This is a genomic window from Fibrobacter sp. (assembly GCA_012523595.1).
Lineage (GTDB): Bacteria > Fibrobacterota > Chitinivibrionia > Chitinivibrionales > Chitinispirillaceae > JAAYIG01.
Map to the genome: position 1 here is coordinate 1 of JAAYIG010000016.1, position 17,694 is coordinate 17,694.

Below are 17,694 nucleotides of genomic sequence, written 5' to 3' on the forward strand. Positions count from 1 at the left end.
ATCATTAGCACGCAAGGGTAAAGGACTTACCAGTTTGAGTAAAGGGTATTTTTCATTAGGACTGCTTGTTCAAATTATCAAGATACTCCGCAATAACAACCCGTCCATCGTTCAGACCCTGATGTCCAGGAACGAGGCGAATATACGGGAACTGCAGCAAAGGATCGCAAACCTGTCCGGCGATAAGCTGTTTGCTCTCACCAAAGAAGAACTGAAGAAATTAAAAAAAGCTATGTATGATCCGCAAAGCATGGGAGCAATTTACGCCGGGACTTTGGCGTACGGCTGGATCAATAAAAAAATGGAAAAGTGGCTGGGTGAAAAAAACGCAGCAGATTCACTTTCCAAATCGGCTGCCAACAATGTTACTTCCGAAATGGGGCTGGAACTGCTGGATGTAGCGGATGTTGTTCGGCAATCTCAGGAGGTGATGGAGTATTTTAAGCATGCCAGAGATCAAACCTTTTTTGAGGATCTATCCAAACTGAAAGGTGGCAACGCTGTCAGTAAATCCATACAGGGATTCTTAAAAAAATATGGTATGCGTTGCCCCGGTGAGATCGATATCACAAGGCCCCGTTTCAGCGAACAACCGACTGCCCTCATTCCCACGATTCTCAGCAACATCAAAAACTTTAAGCCGGGTGCCCATGGCGCCAGAACCAAACAGGGACAATTGGAAGTAAAGCAGAAGGAACATGATCTTCTGAGCCGTTTGGAACAATTGCCCGGTGGAAAACAAAAAGCCAGGAAGGCCAGGAAAAAGATCAGCATTTTGCGCAATTTTATCGGCTACCGGGAATACCCGAAATATATCATGATCGGGTATTACTGGGTAATCAAACAGGCTTTGCTCAGGGAGTCTGAAAACCTTGTACAAAAAGGAGTAGTCTGCAATAAGGAAGATATTTACTATTTGTCTTTTGAAGAATTCAGGGAGGCCGTTCGTACCAACCGGGTGGATTACAATATCATCGCGAAGCGGAAAGAGGAATACGAAACCTATACAAAATTGACACCTCCGCGTATCATAACCTCCGAAGGCGAGGTATTTTCCGGTGGATACGACACCGGCAATATCCCTAAAGGTGCTTTGGCAGGCATACCCGCTTCTTCTGGAACCATTGAGGGGCGCGCACGAGTCGTTTTGAGAATTGAGGACGCCACTTTAGAGGAAGGTGATATTTTGGTCACAACATTTACCGACCCAAGCTGGACACCAGTATTTGTGTCTATCAATGGTTTGGTGACGGAAGTGGGTGGAATGATGACACACGGTTCAGTAATTGCCAGAGAATACGGTTTGCCTGCGGTTGTAGGCGTGGAAAACGCCACAAGGCTGATTAGAGATGGGCAAAGAATTCGTGTAAATGGTTCGGAAGGGTATGTAGAAATATTATAAGGTGCCGAGATGAGAAAATGGGAAAGTATTATCAAAGCAGCATTTTTATAATAATCCAACACAAAACTACATTTATCCTATATACCTTGATCAGGTTTCAGGTATAAAAAAAAGGCATCGATACCGAAAATGGTACCGATGCCTGCCCCATTATTGAAAGCATCTGCACTCAGGGAAGTAAAGATACCATCCTGCTTACAGAAACGCCATCAATCTCCGCGCGTAAAATGTACGTCCCGTTACCCATGTTTCTGTTCATTGGCTGCCAGGTCAGTTGATTTCTGCTGCCCTGTCCTGCAGTTACTGATTTTTCCGCCACAACCTTGCCGTCAATACCAAACAGTTTGAACTTTACAGGAGAATTGGAAACGGTCGTATAGTCAATTGTGATGCTTCCTGCAGCGGTCGATTTTATTGAAAAATCACGCTCAACAGAGTGTCTGGAAACTGATGGAATCACTCTTGTTGATACCGGTGTCAATGACAGAAGAATTACGCTCTTTGACGGAACCTGCACTGTGAGTGTCTTTCCGGAAAGAGAGAACTTGTCATTTGAAAGAGGCTGGATATTTACCAGTTCCTGCTTTCCAAAATCATTGTACGCGGTCACCTCATTGGCTGTTATGATCTCTCCTTTAACCGAGGAAAAAGTTTTGGAACCGTTGAGATTGATCTGAAGATTCCTGGAGTTTGTAAGATCACTGTTGCTTACGGTGATATTCACTATACCATTGCTGTCAAGAGATGCCGATGCGGTCAGGTAGGGATAGTTGAAGTTTGTACCATTGACATTCTGTTTGAAAGACTCTGACTGCAAAGTGATCGGAATTTTCTTTGCGTTTTGATGTACCTTGAACATCTTGAAAGTATAAAAAACCGGAGTCTTTACCATCCTGGTCTGGTCATTCTTATCGGTCAGGAAAAGCGCCTGAATCACGTTTACCGGCTGCGCCACACATGCCAGGTGTACCCGCTCGCAGTAATTGTTGAAAGAATTGAGATGAATCGCCGCAATCAGAGCATCCCTTACCGTGCTCTGGGAAAAAGTGTACCCCTGTCCAGGTATCTCCTGATACCATGCTCCCCATTCGTTATACATCAACCCGAATTTCTTTTCCGGATCATACTTGTCCATCGCCTGATCAAAAGACTTGATAAAGTCAGGAACTCCATAAGCCAGATTTATGATCTGGTGGTATTGAAAAGTTGAATAATTGATACTTGGGCCTGCCAGATTGTCCCAGTCATTGACCAGGTATCTATGCACTGAAAAACCATCCACCTTACCGGGATTCTTGTCAAAAACTGTTTTCACCCAGCCGGCATCCCAGGTCCCCGCACCGGCTATCCTGACCATCGGCTTTCCCGGTATCTCCGGCACAGCAGCCACAAATTGTGCGTACTGGTCGGCAAACTGAGTGGCATTCAAGTTTCCACCACAACCCCAGGGCTCATTCCCCATGCTCCAGTATTTCACATGCCACTCCGGATGCTGGGGGTTGTTATTTACATAGTTAATCCAGTCTGCCATCTCCTGAGGAGTTCCAGTCTTTAAATTAGCACAGATATAGGGCTCAGCACCGATAAGCTGGCAGAGCTTCATGTACTCATCAGTCCCCATTCCATTTCTGCCATCCCCGCCCGGTCTGCTGCCTACATTTCCAACACCGTCACGCCAGTGGTAATCATCCGCAAAACATCCACCCGGAAACTCCAGATTCGATATTCCACACTCTTTGAATCCCTCGATAATATCATTTCGCATCCCGTCTGTATTGGGAATGGATGAGTTCCTGCCGACATAGAGGCCGCCATAGATACCGCGCCCCCAGTTCTCCAGAAGCGCTCCGTAAATTGCCCTTCTAATAGTTGATTTTGCATCATCTATAGAAAGACTCAATGTATTTTGAGCCTCGGTACTTATTAACATTCCGAGAATCAGAACTACCGGGGTAATCTGCTTAAATCTGTTAATCATAAGACCGGTTCCTTTTTGAGGTTATAATAGCCGGATTGTAAAAGTGAGTATCATACTTATAATTTAATAGTTTATTGTCTTTTTTTGATGTTAAGGGAATAAAATCTGTTGAACTGTTCTTCAACAAATTCCCGGCCTTTTTACCTGAAAGTAAATCAATAAATCAGGTCCTGTGATGAGAAGCGCTGAGCATCTTGAATGCAATAATCGCAGCCCCACTCTGCCAGTTACGGATAATTTTCCAGATTTTCAGGTTTTCTTGCTTTCAAGAGAAGAAACGGTGTTTATTATAATTATTATATCTTGTTTAAACCTGTTCTCAATGCTTTACCTGGAACCTGGAGATTGTATCAATTGTACCTGAACCTGCTTTCAAGCCTTCTGATCTTCACAGTTTCCCCTGACTCTGTTTCTGCCAACCTGGACACTATGGTAGTTACAGACAGCAGATCCGTCAAAAACATATCAACAACCTTTCAGCAGCAGCGATTCGGGCTCAGCGATGACATAAGCAAACTGCTCTATCTCCAGCCTGGTGTCGACCGGCTTCCTGAAACCGGTTCCGCCAAGCTTGTACGGGGATGCGGTCTTTATGATAACCTGTTCACAATTGCAGGTGTACCCATGCTCAATCCGGTTCATTTCGGCCTGCATTCTTTCGCGGACCGCACCGGAACAATCTTCTCATCCATCGAAAATGTAAAGTTTATCACCGATGGAGCCGGTGAGTATTGTGATGCACCCGGAGGTCTCACTGTTATCGAGCCGTCTATACCCAGACTCCCTGGAGGAAAACTGAATATTCTTGGAAATATCGGGATTCTCGATTGGGAAACGCTCCTCTCGGCTCCTTTACGGAATGGGGATGATCTGGTTCAAATCGGGATACGGAAATCAAACGAATTGATGATGCGCTGGAAGAATTCCGCGTGGGGAAATGGTAACTCTCCCCTTTCACCATTTGTATTCAGTGATTCCGCGAAACTGGGATATTCTCCTCCGGGATCTTTCTACGATATCTGCCTGACAACTTTACATAAAATTCACAGTTCAAAGCTGAAAAACCATTTCTGGTATGCGCTCGATACTTACAAGGCATCAGGAAACAGGGATGAAAGGAACATACACTGGGGACTTTTCTCCAGCACTCTGGAACTTCACAATCACACGCTTCTCCGCGAGATCACCATTGGCGGTTCTTCACAGCAATTTTTCGAGGGCAAAAAATACGGCCCTGTTATCCCTCTTAAAGAGGTAAAAAGAAACAACCTGATCCTCTCCGGAGAGATGCGCCCATGGGAATGGGAATCGACCGGACTTGACATCCATTCAAAATTCTCGGTGGAAACGATGAAATGGGATGGGAAACTTACGTTTGACAGTTCACGCTCAATCAACCGGGAAATTTACGAAGATTACAGATCCGGTGAAACTGAATTCAGAGGGACATTGAGCACCGGTTTAAAGGGTGGAAATCCGCCATTTTATTTCGGTACTGATATTCTATCCTGTATCAACGGACCCGGCATCGATATTTTCTTTGACCCGCGGATCTGGTGCAGCTATTCCGGCACATGGTTTCAATACACAGGAAGTATCGGCGCCATGTCATCATTCCCGGATATCAGAGGCCTTCCCGATTCCAGATACCGTCATGACAAATACATGACATATTCACAATTAAATGATCTGAAATTTTCATTTTTCAAGGGTCTCATCAATTTGACTGCCCAGACCCATATCAGATATTCCAGTGAATATCCCGCTTTTTCCGATATTCCCGGAAAAATCATGTGGGACCCTGACTGTGAAACCCGTTTTATCTCCGCAGGAGCGGGTCTCTTTGCTGAAATCAACAGAAAAAACATCGGGTTCTCTACATTTCAGAATATCGGGAAATCTTACCGTCTTGTCAAAAACACCCGTTACCCGTTCGAATATGACATCCCATGGTCAAATAAATCCGTCCTGCGACTCAGTACCACTTCCGGCAGGGTCAACCTGTTTCTCTACGGGTACTTTGCAGCCGGATTGCCTTTCAGGGACCTGGAAATGAAAAATGAGGAATTGGTATTTTCAGAAAAAATAAAACGGGTTAAAGCCTATAAACGCCTTGACAGTAAAATAGAGTTCTTCAATAAAATCGATCACCCTTTTATCGATCACTGTAATCTGTATATCGATTTTCTGAACCTGGCAAATGCCTTCGAAGGGCGGTTGGGGCCAAAGAACGCATCAAAGTGGTACTGGGAAAATGACAGAGAGTATTACTGGAACGATACATTACAAAGGCAATCGATTCAGGTCGAGAAAGCCACGATTGCTTTTGGATTAAAACTTGGATTAAAGCTGTTCTGAAACAATCTGACAGATGTACGCATTCAATTGCCGGCACACTCTCCTGTACCATCAAAAGCATCCATTATCGTAATAAATGCTCCGGGATCTTTTCTCTTTACAAGAGCCTTCAATGACGGAATGCTGGATCTGTTTACCACTGAGTAAAGCACCGGATTCTCGACACCAAGGAACCCGCCTTTGCCGTAAAGTAAAGTAACCTGCCACCTTTTCTGTTTTGTAATCTCTTCCAGCAGTTCCTTCCAGTTAGAGGAGATAATCATCGCTGCCCGCCTTGCCGACAGCGCACGGAAGATTATATCTGTCACTCTGGCTGAAATAATAATGTAAACGAAGGTGTACAGCACATTTTCCAGAGGAAACAGAAGCAGCGATATGGATAATACTATCAGGTTAAGAAAAATGCTTCCGGCCCCCAGTGATATTCCCAAAAGCCTCTGAAGCATTACACAAATTATTTCAGATCCCCCTGCAGCGCCATAAGATCTCAGCATGATTGCCACACCGGTGCCGGACATTCCACCGGCAAGTATTGCCCCCAGAAGCTTATCGTTTGTGGGCATACCAACCTCTGGAATAAAGAGCATTGCCGAATAAATCACCATTCCCCAGGCAGTATAGGCAATAAATCTGAATCCGATAATCCTAAAACCGGCGATAAACACCGGAACATTGATCAGGAAATAAATCAGCCCTACAGGAAGTATCTGCCACCGGTTGTAGATTATCAGTGATAACCCGGTCACTCCACTTGACAAAAACCCAAACGGAAGCAGTATGGTTTTAACCGCCACTGCACACAGCAGACTTCCTGTTACAAGCAGTAAAGTATTAAAAGCAAAGACTTTTATCTTATTGATCACAGAGAACCCCGGATTACAGTTGCATTCTAAACCTGAGCAGAGTTTCCGGAAAACAGAAATCTATCAGCACTCATTAGGAGACAGCTTTTTTTTCTCTTTTTCTCTTTCTCTTTTTCCCTCCGTCCATGAGAAGAAATGCCATGAAATTTTCCTCAAAAGTACGTATCGGTCCTCTGTCTCTTGAAAATCTCCTCGACATCGCGTGTCTCCGACGATGGTTGTAGAACCGGTACAACTGAAGCGGATCATCATCTTTGCTGCTTAAACAAAGCGTTTCTTTTCCCAGTATCGTTGCAACCTCTTTCTGGCTGGTACATGTCTGTTTTGATCTTGACATGTATTCCTTTACAACACAAAGCTCCTCATAGGTAAGGCCAAAGAGGAATTCCTCAAGCGCCGATGACTCATCGGGAAACTCACTTGCATGGTATATGTACTCCAGACAGACTTTGTCGGCATTTTTACACAGGCTGATATATTCATGAATCCCCGAAAGAGTACCGTAGACCGGGATAGAATTCAGCCTGATCATCCACATGTTTCGAAGCTCAGGGCTGAACGCAATCGACTCGGCAGATATCCGACCCTCCCAGATCTGAGCCAATGCGGCTGCTGCAAAAGTTTTTGCACTGCTGCGCAATGGACCACTCAACAGATCAAGTAAAACATCTTCAGTCATTATAGAGAGCATCCGGTTCATGATAAAAGGAAACGGATCCAGCTCAGGATCTTTAATATCGAGCACTCTGGTAATCTCCTTTATCATATAAAGAAGATTGATTTTACCTATCTCATAGCTTCTGGTCAGGATTGCTCTTGTCGGCATCACAAAGATACTCTCATCACAATATCTCTCAGATAAAACTGAAACAAGCGTTTCAAGGTTCCGCTCTGAACCTCCGATACGGTTCGATTCGAGAATAGACGGGTAAAGTGAGAGAGCAATAGCCTGATACTCGAGCGCAGTAAGATTCTTATTCAATTTCTGCTGCAGATCATTCTTACCCGCAATAAACAGACGATTTGTCATTTCATTCAGGAGATTTTTTTCCTGAACAGACCAGATTTCCTGCTTTACCATTTTTAACCTCCTCCACTTGCTTCACAGGATACAGTCGTAATTATACCCTCTTTTTATCCGGGGAGTGATATGCGAAATGCGTGCCGGAACATTCAGTCCCTTAAAGCAGCCGCTGTGAAGCAATTTGACATAGAAGAAGGTTAAAAAAGGTTAATTCTGAGTGAACCGGGTAAACAAAAGTTGATATTTCACACATATTCAAAAGGATTTCTTGATTTTAAATAAGGAAACAGACTTTGAGCCTCAACTGTTTGTTTCCGGTTCAGGTTCGATACCGGAATCATTATTTTTTCGCCGCAATACAATGATGTATCAATAACACGAAACTCTATTCTCTATCTAAAATCAAGAAAATCCTTTAATCAGAAAAACAATACCGTTAATCAGTTGTCGAGACTTCCTCCAGCTTCTTCAATGCCTCGGGCCAGATTTTGCTGAATATCCCGACATAATTATCATCCGTATCCACATCCACTTCGAACTTTGTTCCCCCGTTTACCCCTTTAAAGGTATAGTTCTCGTGGGCGGATTCCCATCTTTTAGCCTCATTACTTGTCCTGTCCTCTACTCCCCCTGATATTATACCAAGGTGCTTTATCGAGATGAAATCGTACTTTCTGGCATCCTCTATTTCCGAAAGCATCCCCTCTTTTTCCCCCTTTTCATTGGTTGCCAGAAAGCGGATACGATCTCCCTTTTCCCATCCACCTTCAAAATAGGAGCCCTCATGAAAAGCACTTGTCCACTCCCGGTATTTCCTTTCATCTACAATGGCATCCCAGACCTTCTCAGGCGGCGCCTGTATTATCCGTTCGAAATGCAGTCTCCGCATGCTTACCTCCATGTTTAGATAGACATCTTTTATAACCCTCAAATAGATTACGGATAAAGGATGTCCGGTAATTCATCAACATTTGTTGATATTCCATTTTTTCTACCTTTGTAACAGATTGAATTTATGGCAGTTACGGTTCGGCACGACTTTTGCAATACCTTTGGAAATCATTTTTTTACCAACCTATGGAGGAATATTTACATGAGAAATGAAAGCGTCAAAGAGCTTATCCTGCTGGATTCCGATGCTGCACGGTTGAAGAAGATCTTTTCAAACGACCAATCTGCAGGCAGGCAATACAGTAATGCCCTGGGAGGAGAGATTTCAAAGGCAAAAATTGTCTCCAGGGAGGAATTACCTGATGATGTGATAACCATGCACTCTGTAATTGAGATCCAGGACATGGAGGATGGTGAAAAGATGAGTTACACTCTGGTTTATCCCTGGGAGGCCGATGCTGATACCTGCAAATTATCAATTCTGGCGCCGGTAGGGACCGCTCTTATCGGGTATAGAGAAGGTGATGAGATCGAGTGGAAAGTTCCCGGAGGAGTAAGAAAGTTCAAGGTTATCTCCGTCAAGCAGCCATAACCGACATCAACATATGTTGATGTCGGAAGTTCAATTAATATATCTTAACGGGGTGATAGGAAAGTTGCAATCAACATATATTGATACGGCAATAGCAGGCTCTGAAAAAGCATGATCAGCAGAGATCGGATCAGGGAGATCGGTTCATTTGCGGCTTCTTTTGCACGCATTCTTGAATCTGAGCTGCAGAGTGTCTGCAGCATGAATTTGCATGCTGTTTTCAGGGTCTCCGGTCTTGCCAGCGGTTATGTGAGTGTGGTTTACAAAGCGGGTAAATATCCTGAAAACCCCTCTCAATGCAGATCTGCGTTACTGAGGTGCAGGGAGAAGATACAGGAAGAATTCCCCGATTTCAATATCACAGAAGCGGACATCGATAACTGGGATCTATTCGCATACAACCTGCGGAAAAGAGAACCTCAGATGACATTCAATATTCAATTAAAACGCTGCAGTATCGAATTGTATATAACAGAAACGGCACCGAATGAAGAGAGAAAAGATAAAACTGAGCACAAAGCTTTCTGATTTGCCTCCTGAGAAATCCTGGATAGCTGCAGCCGCTATCTCCTCTTCCATCTCACCAATCATGTTTGCGGATCCCCGGAACAGAATCGTTTATGTAAACGATGCTTTTCTGAGTATCTGGGGATATGACAGCAAGGAAGAGGTCATTGGCGAGCAGATAAGCAGATTCTGCGGATTCAAGGACAGGAAAAGAAAAATCCAGAGAAAGCTTCAGGACAAAGGCGGCTGGATAGGAGAGATGGTTGCTTTTCGCAAAGGAGGGGGTGAATTCCCTGTACAGGCATCAGCGACTTTACTGACAGAAGAGAGTGGCGAGACAGTCTGCATGATGATCTCTTTTATAGATATTTCGGATAGAATCGCTGCTCAAAAGGAACAGCATCGTCTGTTATGTGACCTGCAGGAGAGGATAAAGGAGCTTAATTGTCTTTACAATATTCTGAGCATCCGGCATTCATCCGATTCCACTCTTGAGGAACTGCTGCTTTCTGTTGCAAACGCTATCCCACCCTCACTTCAGAGGCCCGAGTCATGTTATGCCCGAATAGTGTTTGGAAATCTCGATGTCTGTACTTCAAACTTCACCGTTTCATCATGTCTCCTGAAAATTTCTCTTTCTGCAGGTGATGAAGCCGGGTTTCTTGAGGTGGGATATTATCCTGATAAAAAAAGTAAAGAGAAGATGTGTCTGCTGGATGAGGAAAAGGATCTTTTAAAGGCTGCTGCCAGGGAGATAGAGCGTCTGATTAAGCAGAAACGCGCCGAGGATGAATTACGCTCAAGCAGGGAAAAGCTGCTGCATGCAGATAAGCTCTCCTCCATCGGGGTTCTGAGCGCAGGTATCATTCATGAAATTGGAAATCCGAATAATTTTATAGCGATAAATGCCGGAATTCTTTCCAAGGCATGGGACAATGTGCTTCCTGTGCTTGACTCTTACTACCGGGAAAACGGAAACTTTTCCGTTGCAGGGCTTCCCTACACAGAGGCCAGGGTTGAGGTGAAAAAACTTCTGGCAGGTATCTCTGAAGGCAGCGGCAGGATCAAGGAGCTGAGTTCCCGTCTGCAAAGTTTCGCCGACAAAAGCGGTCACAGAAAAGACGAGTTTTTCAGGATAAATGATTCTGTGCTTAAAGCAATTGAGTTTTCCAGAAACAGCATCGACTCGGTGACAGACTGTTTTGAAATCAGCCTGGATCCGGAAAACCCGCTGCTGAGAGGCGATAGCAGCCAGATTCAGCAGATTATCATCAATTTCCTGATGAATTCATGTCAGGCTTTGTCATCACGTAAAGATAAGATCACTGTCCTTACATCAGCACTGCCTCAGGAAGGTCTGGTTAAGGCGGTTGTGGTCGATGAGGGAAAGGGAATCGATCCCAGAGATCTTCCCTTTGTTATGGATCCGTTTTTTTCCACCAAAAGAAGAAATGGAAACACAGGTCTTGGCTTGTCGGTTTCCAATGATATCGCTTCGCGCCATGGGGGAAAGATTCTTCTGCAGTCAAAGCCCGGATTCGGGACTACTGCAGAGCTGATATTACCTCTGGTGAAGGAAAATTGATTATGGGTAAATTTCCACTAAAGCCGGTTTTTATTATCGATGATGAAGAGCAGTTTCTCTACTCCATCGGCTTGTCTCTGCGGTCAAACGGGATCACAAATGTAGTGACTTGTTTAACCGGTAATAAGGCTAAAGAGTATCTCTCTGCTCTTGAGTTCTCTGCCATTGTACTGGATGTCAATCTTCCGGATATCTCCGGAGTAGAAATTCTTGATATAATATCAGAGCAGTGTCCGGAAACTCCGGTAATTATGATTTCCGCCATAAATCAGGCTGAACTGGCTGTAGAGTGCATTAAAAAAGGCGCGGTAGATTACCTTGTAAAGCCTTTCGATGAAAGCAGGATGCTTACTGTTCTTAAAAACGCCATTGCCCAGAGGGAGCTTCATGGCGAAAACGAGGCCCTCAAGGATTATCTGTTAGGAAGTCAGTTGAAGAGGCCGGAGGCATTTGAGCATATAATAACAAAGAACAACCGGATGCACTCACTTTTCCAGTACGTAGAGGCGATTGCGCGTACTCCCTTCCCGGTATTGATCACAGGAGAGACTGGTGTCGGGAAAGATCTTTTCGCGCAGGTGATCCACAACCTCAGCGAAAGAAAGGGACAATTTGCGACAGTCAATGTGGCGGGTATTGATGAGAATACTTTTTCGGATACCCTTTTCGGGCATGTAAAGGGAGCTTTTACAGGAGCAGACCGGGCGAGGCAGGGGCTTATCGAGCAGGCCAGCGGCGGAACCCTCTTCCTTGATGAAATCGGGGATCTTTGCAAAAACTCACAGGTGAAGCTCCTCCGTGTTATTCAGAACAGGGATTATTTCCCTCTGGGTTCAGATGTAGCCAAGCTGGCAGATGTCAGAATTATAGTCGCTACAAACAAGAGCATCGAGGATCTTAAAAACGAGGGACAGTTCCGCAGTGATCTGTTTCACAGATTAAGAACGCACCACATCGCAATTCCTCCTCTCAGGGATCGCAAAGATGATATTCCAGTACTGTTTGATTACTTTCTTTCCGAGGCCTGTAATATTCTGGGAAAGGAAAAACCGGTTGTGCCCGCTGGATTTACAGAGTTTCTTAAAAGGTATGATTTCCCGGGTAATATCCGTGAGTTGAAATCGATGGTATTCGATGCTGTAAGCATACAGACATCCGGCGTCCTTTCGTCGGAGGTTTTCCGGGAAAGAATGGACTGCAAGGATGAGGGGTTTCCTGTTGTTTCTCCGGCAGAAAACGCGCCATTACATTTTGAATCGACTCTCCCCACCATTCGTCAGGCCGTACAGGCATTGATAAATGAGGCACTGAGCCGTTCAAACGGCAACCAGAGTGCAGCATCAAAACTGCTTGGAATTTCTCCTCAGGCATTGAGCAGGAGATTGAAGTACAGTCGGAACTTTGATTCGCTTGATTAAAAATTCAAGCGAATCAGGTTCAACTTTTGTTTAATTGATCCCCGCAACCTAAACATTCTTTTACACTCTTCCTGCCGGAAAATTTGCATCTGATGTCAAAATGCTCTCTTTTGCTGCTGGCACACTATTCGCAGTATGCCAGCAGACGGAACTCATATTATCTCAAGCAGGAGAAAGAGTTTAATGAAAAAAAGAGTTCAGGTGTTCCAGGTTAAGAAAACCATCTGGATAAAGGAAAACGGAATGCGGCAACCGTGCGATGTATCAATCAACAGGGCTGATTTTAAGGCTATTGATCTTGTCATTGCCCATGCCGGTCATCCTGAATGCTGTGGCATGCTGAAATCGGAGGATGGAGGCTATAATTATCAGGGGAAAATCGCATCATGCTTTCTTGAATACACTATCGCCCTCAAATGCTTTGTCAATGATAAGGACGTACTCCTGTTTGGCAACTGGTACCACAAGGATTTCAGCGGCGAATTGTGCATCCATGCAAGCATTCAGAACCTGATAATCAACCATGGCAAGAAAACACCAAGTGGTCTTACACCTGCTGCTTGAAGATACATTTAACCTTAACAGAATTAAGACAGGATCATGATACTGCAAACAGATTTAACCACCAGTGGACGGGTTGAGGTGACGAAATCATTCTACATGACTTTCAACGGGAAGCGATGTTATTGCCGTATTCCCAGCCTTTATTTAGGGACCAGGTCCGGAAAAATCAATGTAAAATACCAGCAGGGAGATGAGGAGACCTATTTCCTTGTATCAGAAGACGGGCTGTATTTCACCGGTACGGTCTGCACAGAGGATGATAACAGAGTGATTTTCAGGAAATGGGTTAATGGAAAAGATCTTCTCCTTGCCGGGAGCTGGAAGTGCGGTGGACGTGAAGGAGAGTGGTATATTGAGGGGATATTATCCTGATTTTTTCGTACGATTTCTTCCGGATGGGTTCCTGATTCCGCAGGAACCACGCAAAGGTAAAGATGTTGCTGTAAAGAACATTCGTCACCCTGAGGCGTCATGCCTGTGAAAACAGGCATCCAGACTTCTGTTTTCCCAAATAAACTTTATCCTCCCCTCTTCGCGCCCTCACATGCAGATCTCTTCCTCACACTCGTCCCCAAATTCCTCTTCCAGTGTTGTCAAATTTTCCTATCTATTATGCATAAGACCGCCGCAACAACATCTTTAACTAATTGAATTCAACCAATATACGTCTTTTTATAGCATTTTCATTGTTGTCATTTTACAACACCATCAATAATTTTTTTCCCTTCTTTCCAGATTTTTTTTCTTATATTACTGTTGTCGGTTTTGTTAAAGGAACAGAGACTCTGAAATTAAACGTAACGTTTCAGGAAAACCATGATCACAATCTTTGACTATACTGATTTCCGTAAATTTCTTTCCGATTATCATGAGGAATTGAAGAAGGAAAACCCCCGATTCTCTTACAGATTTCTTTGCGCACAGGGGGGTATAAATCCGGGGAATTTCACCAGGATACTCAAAGGGGAAAGAAACCTCACTCTCCCATCGGCAATCAGACTCGCCCGTGTGCTTAAACTCAACAAGAGAGAACGCGACTATTTTCAGTCAATGGTTCTTTTCTGCCAGGCAAAAAACCATGAGGAGAAGCGGCGCTGTTTTGAGGAACTGATGAGCTATAAGGAATCATCCGTGCGTATTCTCGATGCCAGTCATTATCAGTTCTATGATAAGTGGTATTACACAGCAGTGCGGGAAACGCTTGCGTTTTTCCCGTTAACCGATAGTAATTTTGCCGAACTGGGGAGATGTATTACTCCCGCCATTACAGAAAAAGAGGTCTCCCGGGCAATTTCTCTTCTTCTTGAGCTCAAACTTGTGGAAAAAGACAGTCAGGGCCGGTATATACGAACCGATGCTCTTATCTCCACCGGAAACCAGATCCGTTCACTGACCCTCAATAACTTTGTTATCAACACCATGAAACTGGCTGAGGAGGCAATCAACAGCGGAACAGACGAGACAAATCTCTCATCAGTCACTTTCTCCATCAGCACAGACGATTTCGCGGCTGTCCAGGATGAGATCCGGAGATGCCGCCGCAGAATAATGGAGATCGCAAAGGAAAGTGAAAAACCGGACAGGGTTTTTCAGCTCAACACACAATTGTTTCCCTTGACTAAACGGTACACAGGAGGGAAAACATGAACTCTCTCCTGTACTCTGCGATTATTATTTCACTATTCTCAATTTCCTGCATGCAGCTCTCACCAGTGGTCAAGGGCGGCGGCTCTGAGGTAGAGGTTGTGGGAACCGCTTATTTTGAAAACGGAGAAGAAGCCTCATATACCCAGGTCAAGCTGATTCCGGTTGGCTACGATGCTGTCTCGATGGAAAGTATTCCTGATTCCATGCTTGACACCAGTGATGCGCATGGGAGGTATTCTTTCAGGGGCGTTGAGCCCGGCTCTTACAATATTCAGGCGGTACACCTTAGTGAAAGAACAAGATTTCTTCTCACTGGAATTGCAGTATCGGACGACACAGCTTTTGCCCCATCAGGAACTCTTCAGAACCCCGGCTCGATTCGCCTTTTGCTTCCGGAAACAGATGTCTCATCCGGTGACTATGTTAGTATTTCAGGAACCGATATCGCAGTCTTTACAAAAGGCGAAGACGAAGTGATTCTGGACTCTGTTCCGGCGGGTATTATTCCACAACTCAGATACATAAATGACGGAAGTGTGGTTTTTACGAAATTCAATGTGACTGTTTTATCAGACGACACAATCACGATTGCAAATCCCTTATGGAAATACTCTCATCCCGTTCTTCTCAACACTTCCCAGTCAGGTGCGGACATAAAAGGAGATGTATATAATTTTCCGCTGCTTGTCAGACTTGACGAAGAAAATTTCGATTTCAGCCAGGCGAAACCGGACGGCTCCGATATCCGCTTTACAAAATCTGACTATTCACCGCTTGAACACGAGATTGAGCGCTGGGATCAAAGCAGTTATCAGGCGGAGGTCTGGGTAAAAGTCGACACGCTTTTTGGCAATGATTCACTCCAGTGGATAATGATGTACTGGGGAAATGAAGATGCTCAAGACCGTTCAAATGCCGCAGCAGTTTTCGATACTGCATCAGGGTTTCAGGGAGTATGGCATCTTGCGGGAGATCAGAATGAATACGATGCTACAGCCAACAGTTACGATGGAGTAGCTTACGGGATGGCTGAGGGGGCTGTCGGGGGAATTATCGGAAAAGCAAGATCGTTTGATGGGACCTCAAGCCATATAAAAATGCCCAATACTGCAAACAGCAAGCTCAACTTTCCGGAAAACGGGAGTTATTCGGTTTCAGCCTGGGTAAATCTTGATTCCCTTGACCTTGCTTACCGTACGATTATCTCCAAAGGATACTACCAGTACTACATGCGTGTCACATGCATGTTGACCGATAAACCTCTGTGGGAGTTTGTAGAATTTGACCAGAGTTCAAACTGGAAATCCTCCACAGTTCCCGCAAGCGCAAAGCAATGGGTATACCTTACCGGTGTAAAAAAAGGTAGTTCCCAGTATCTGTTCTGTAATGGTGAACTTGTTGACAGCGTAACAACAAACTATCCTAACATGCTCTCCAGAAATACTTCATCTGATATATCCATTGGGGGGTTTCTTGATGAGGTTACTTTCCCTACAATAGAGGGATACTGCTTTTTCAAGGGAAAAATCGATGAAGTCCGGATTCAAAACACAGCCTGCAGTGAGGACTGGGTGAGGCTCTGTTATATGAATCAGCGTTCCGACAACAGACTCGTGGTTTTTCAAAGCCATTGACAAGTAATATCCGGCTGCAACAGGAGCAGAAGTGTATCGGTTCAGAAAAAGGACACTCTTCCGACAGGAACATAAAAGTTTTTGAGGAGGTTATATGTTTAAAGCCATCACACTCACAACATCGATTCTGTTTCTGGCGGCCAATCTCTTTGGGCAAACCGGAAGTTTTGTGTCAGGGGGCCAGAGCCGCACCTTCTATGCCCATGTTCCCTCTGGCCTGCAAAATCCGCCACTGGTAATAAGCATGCACGGGATGGGCGGCAACGGTTCACAGCAGCGCCAGATGTCAAGATTCGACCAGTTGGCGAACAGGGAAAATTTCGTTGTGGTTTACCCTGATGGTATTAACAGCCAGTGGGATATTTCCGGATCAACCGATGTCAATTTTCTCCTGGCTCTCATTGACACCATGCATGCCCGGCATGGCATCGACCGTAACCGGGTTTACGCCACAGGGTTTTCCATGGGTGGCATGATGAGTTACAAGCTGGCTTGTTCTGCGGCAGATAAAATCGCGGCAATAGGGCCGGTAGCCGGTTACCCTCTGGGAGGCATGATTGGCAGAACCTGTTCACCTGCACGCCCTGTTCCAATCATCCACATTCATGGTTCAATAGACAATGTAGTCTCCTTTCCGGGCCTCGCTTCATACATAAGCCAATGGGTGGAGAAAAACGGGTGTCCCGGTACAGCACAGATAACGCAGCCTTACCCTGAATCCAAACCTTCTTCAAAGGTAAAGAAAGAGTATTACGGGGTCTGCAACCAGGAAAGTGAGATAATTGTACTTACAGTCGAGGGGATGGATCATGCTTATCCGGGCAGCTTCGGATCATCGGATATCAATGCGAGTGAAGAGATCTGGGCATTTTTCAAGACTCACGCCCCTGGTTCAATTGATGTCGGCTATTTCTCTCAAAGTAAAGGATATTCCCCCCCCATTTCCGCATTCTACAAAGCAGGGAAAATTCACCTGCAAAACAGACAGGAGATTCGCAGTATCCGGGTTATGGATCTTAGCGGGAAAATTATCTGTACATTCAAAGCAGGCAAAGAGCCTGTGAAAGCAGTTTCATTTCCGTTAAACCGAACCACCAGAGGAGTTTATCTGATCGATGTCTTTGATATCACTGGCCATTCAGTGCTGAATATCACAGTGTATTAGTTCTGTATATGAAATTATCGGCGATTTCTTTATTCGGACACCTGATTATCAAAAGAAAACTAAACC

Annotated in this window: 15 protein-coding genes; 11 read left to right on the forward strand and 4 right to left on the reverse strand. The window is 44.7% G+C overall.

Annotation, left to right across the window (positions count from 1 at the left end):
* The coding region (locus tag GX089_00680; protein NLP00985.1) for a phosphoenolpyruvate synthase at positions 1-1,402 on the forward strand (1,402 nt) is incomplete at its 5' end.
* A gap of 169 nt (positions 1,403-1,571) precedes the next feature.
* Here GX089_00680 and GX089_00685 read toward each other — a convergent pair.
* The gene (locus GX089_00685) at positions 1,572-3,380 is read right to left on the reverse strand and encodes a hypothetical protein (GenBank protein NLP00986.1); all 1,809 of its coding nucleotides are present in this window, start codon (positions 3,378-3,380) and stop codon (positions 1,572-1,574) included.
* 354 nt (positions 3,381-3,734) lie between these two features.
* Between GX089_00685 and GX089_00690 the strand changes: the two genes are divergently transcribed.
* The gene (locus GX089_00690; protein NLP00987.1) at positions 3,735-5,738 is read left to right on the forward strand and encodes a hypothetical protein; all 2,004 of its coding nucleotides are present in this window, start codon (positions 3,735-3,737) and stop codon (positions 5,736-5,738) included.
* Positions 5,739-5,761: 23 nt separating this feature from the next.
* Here GX089_00690 and GX089_00695 read toward each other — a convergent pair whose 3' ends face one another.
* The 3 genes from GX089_00695 to GX089_00705 all read right to left on the reverse strand — a co-directional run bounded on the left by GX089_00695 (position 5,762) and on the right by GX089_00705 (position 8,514).
* Positions 5,762-6,601, reverse strand: a complete 840-nt coding sequence (locus tag GX089_00695) for a YitT family protein (GenBank protein ID NLP00988.1) — start codon at positions 6,599-6,601, stop codon at positions 5,762-5,764.
* A gap of 73 nt (positions 6,602-6,674) precedes the next feature.
* The gene (locus GX089_00700) at positions 6,675-7,682 is read right to left on the reverse strand and encodes a hypothetical protein (GenBank protein ID NLP00989.1); all 1,008 of its coding nucleotides are present in this window, start codon (positions 7,680-7,682) and stop codon (positions 6,675-6,677) included.
* 379 nt (positions 7,683-8,061) lie between these two features.
* On the reverse strand, positions 8,062-8,514 hold the full coding sequence (locus GX089_00705; GenBank protein ID NLP00990.1) for an SRPBCC domain-containing protein: 453 nt from the start codon (positions 8,512-8,514) through the stop codon (positions 8,062-8,064).
* Between the two features lie 204 nt (positions 8,515-8,718).
* Here GX089_00705 and rnk point away from each other — a divergent pair, with 204 nt between their 5' ends.
* From rnk to GX089_00750, 9 genes are all read left to right on the forward strand, one after another.
* Positions 8,719-9,108 (forward strand): nucleoside diphosphate kinase regulator, encoded by a 390-nt coding sequence (gene rnk / locus GX089_00710; protein ID NLP00991.1) that lies wholly within the window; start codon positions 8,719-8,721, stop codon positions 9,106-9,108.
* Positions 9,109-9,219: 111 nt separating this feature from the next.
* Positions 9,220-9,636, forward strand: a complete 417-nt coding sequence (locus GX089_00715; protein NLP00992.1) for a hypothetical protein — start codon at positions 9,220-9,222, stop codon at positions 9,634-9,636.
* Positions 9,596-11,200, forward strand: a complete 1,605-nt coding sequence (locus GX089_00720) for a PAS domain-containing protein (GenBank protein ID NLP00993.1) — start codon at positions 9,596-9,598, stop codon at positions 11,198-11,200. Before GX089_00715 ends, GX089_00720 begins: the two co-directional genes overlap by 41 nt.
* Positions 11,197-12,618, forward strand: coding sequence for a sigma-54-dependent Fis family transcriptional regulator (locus tag GX089_00725; GenBank protein ID NLP00994.1), 1,422 nt, complete (start codon positions 11,197-11,199; stop codon positions 12,616-12,618). Before GX089_00720 ends, GX089_00725 begins: the two co-directional genes overlap by 4 nt.
* 183 nt (positions 12,619-12,801) lie before the next feature.
* On the forward strand, positions 12,802-13,182 hold the full coding sequence (locus GX089_00730) for a hypothetical protein (GenBank protein ID NLP00995.1): 381 nt from the start codon (positions 12,802-12,804) through the stop codon (positions 13,180-13,182).
* A gap of 36 nt (positions 13,183-13,218) precedes the next feature.
* Complete coding sequence (locus tag GX089_00735; protein NLP00996.1) at positions 13,219-13,554, forward strand: hypothetical protein; 336 nt, start codon at positions 13,219-13,221, stop codon at positions 13,552-13,554.
* Positions 13,555-13,998: 444 nt separating this feature from the next.
* Positions 13,999-14,829 (forward strand): TIGR02147 family protein, encoded by an 831-nt coding sequence (locus GX089_00740; GenBank protein NLP00997.1) that lies wholly within the window; start codon positions 13,999-14,001, stop codon positions 14,827-14,829.
* Positions 14,826-16,463: a DUF2341 domain-containing protein gene (locus GX089_00745; GenBank protein NLP00998.1), complete on the forward strand. Its 1,638-nt coding sequence runs from the start codon at positions 14,826-14,828 to the stop codon at positions 16,461-16,463. Before GX089_00740 ends, GX089_00745 begins: the two co-directional genes overlap by 4 nt.
* A 94-nt stretch (positions 16,464-16,557) precedes the next feature.
* Positions 16,558-17,628: a hypothetical protein gene (locus GX089_00750; GenBank protein NLP00999.1), complete on the forward strand. Its 1,071-nt coding sequence runs from the start codon at positions 16,558-16,560 to the stop codon at positions 17,626-17,628.
* The last annotated feature ends 66 nt before the right edge of the window (positions 17,629-17,694 follow it).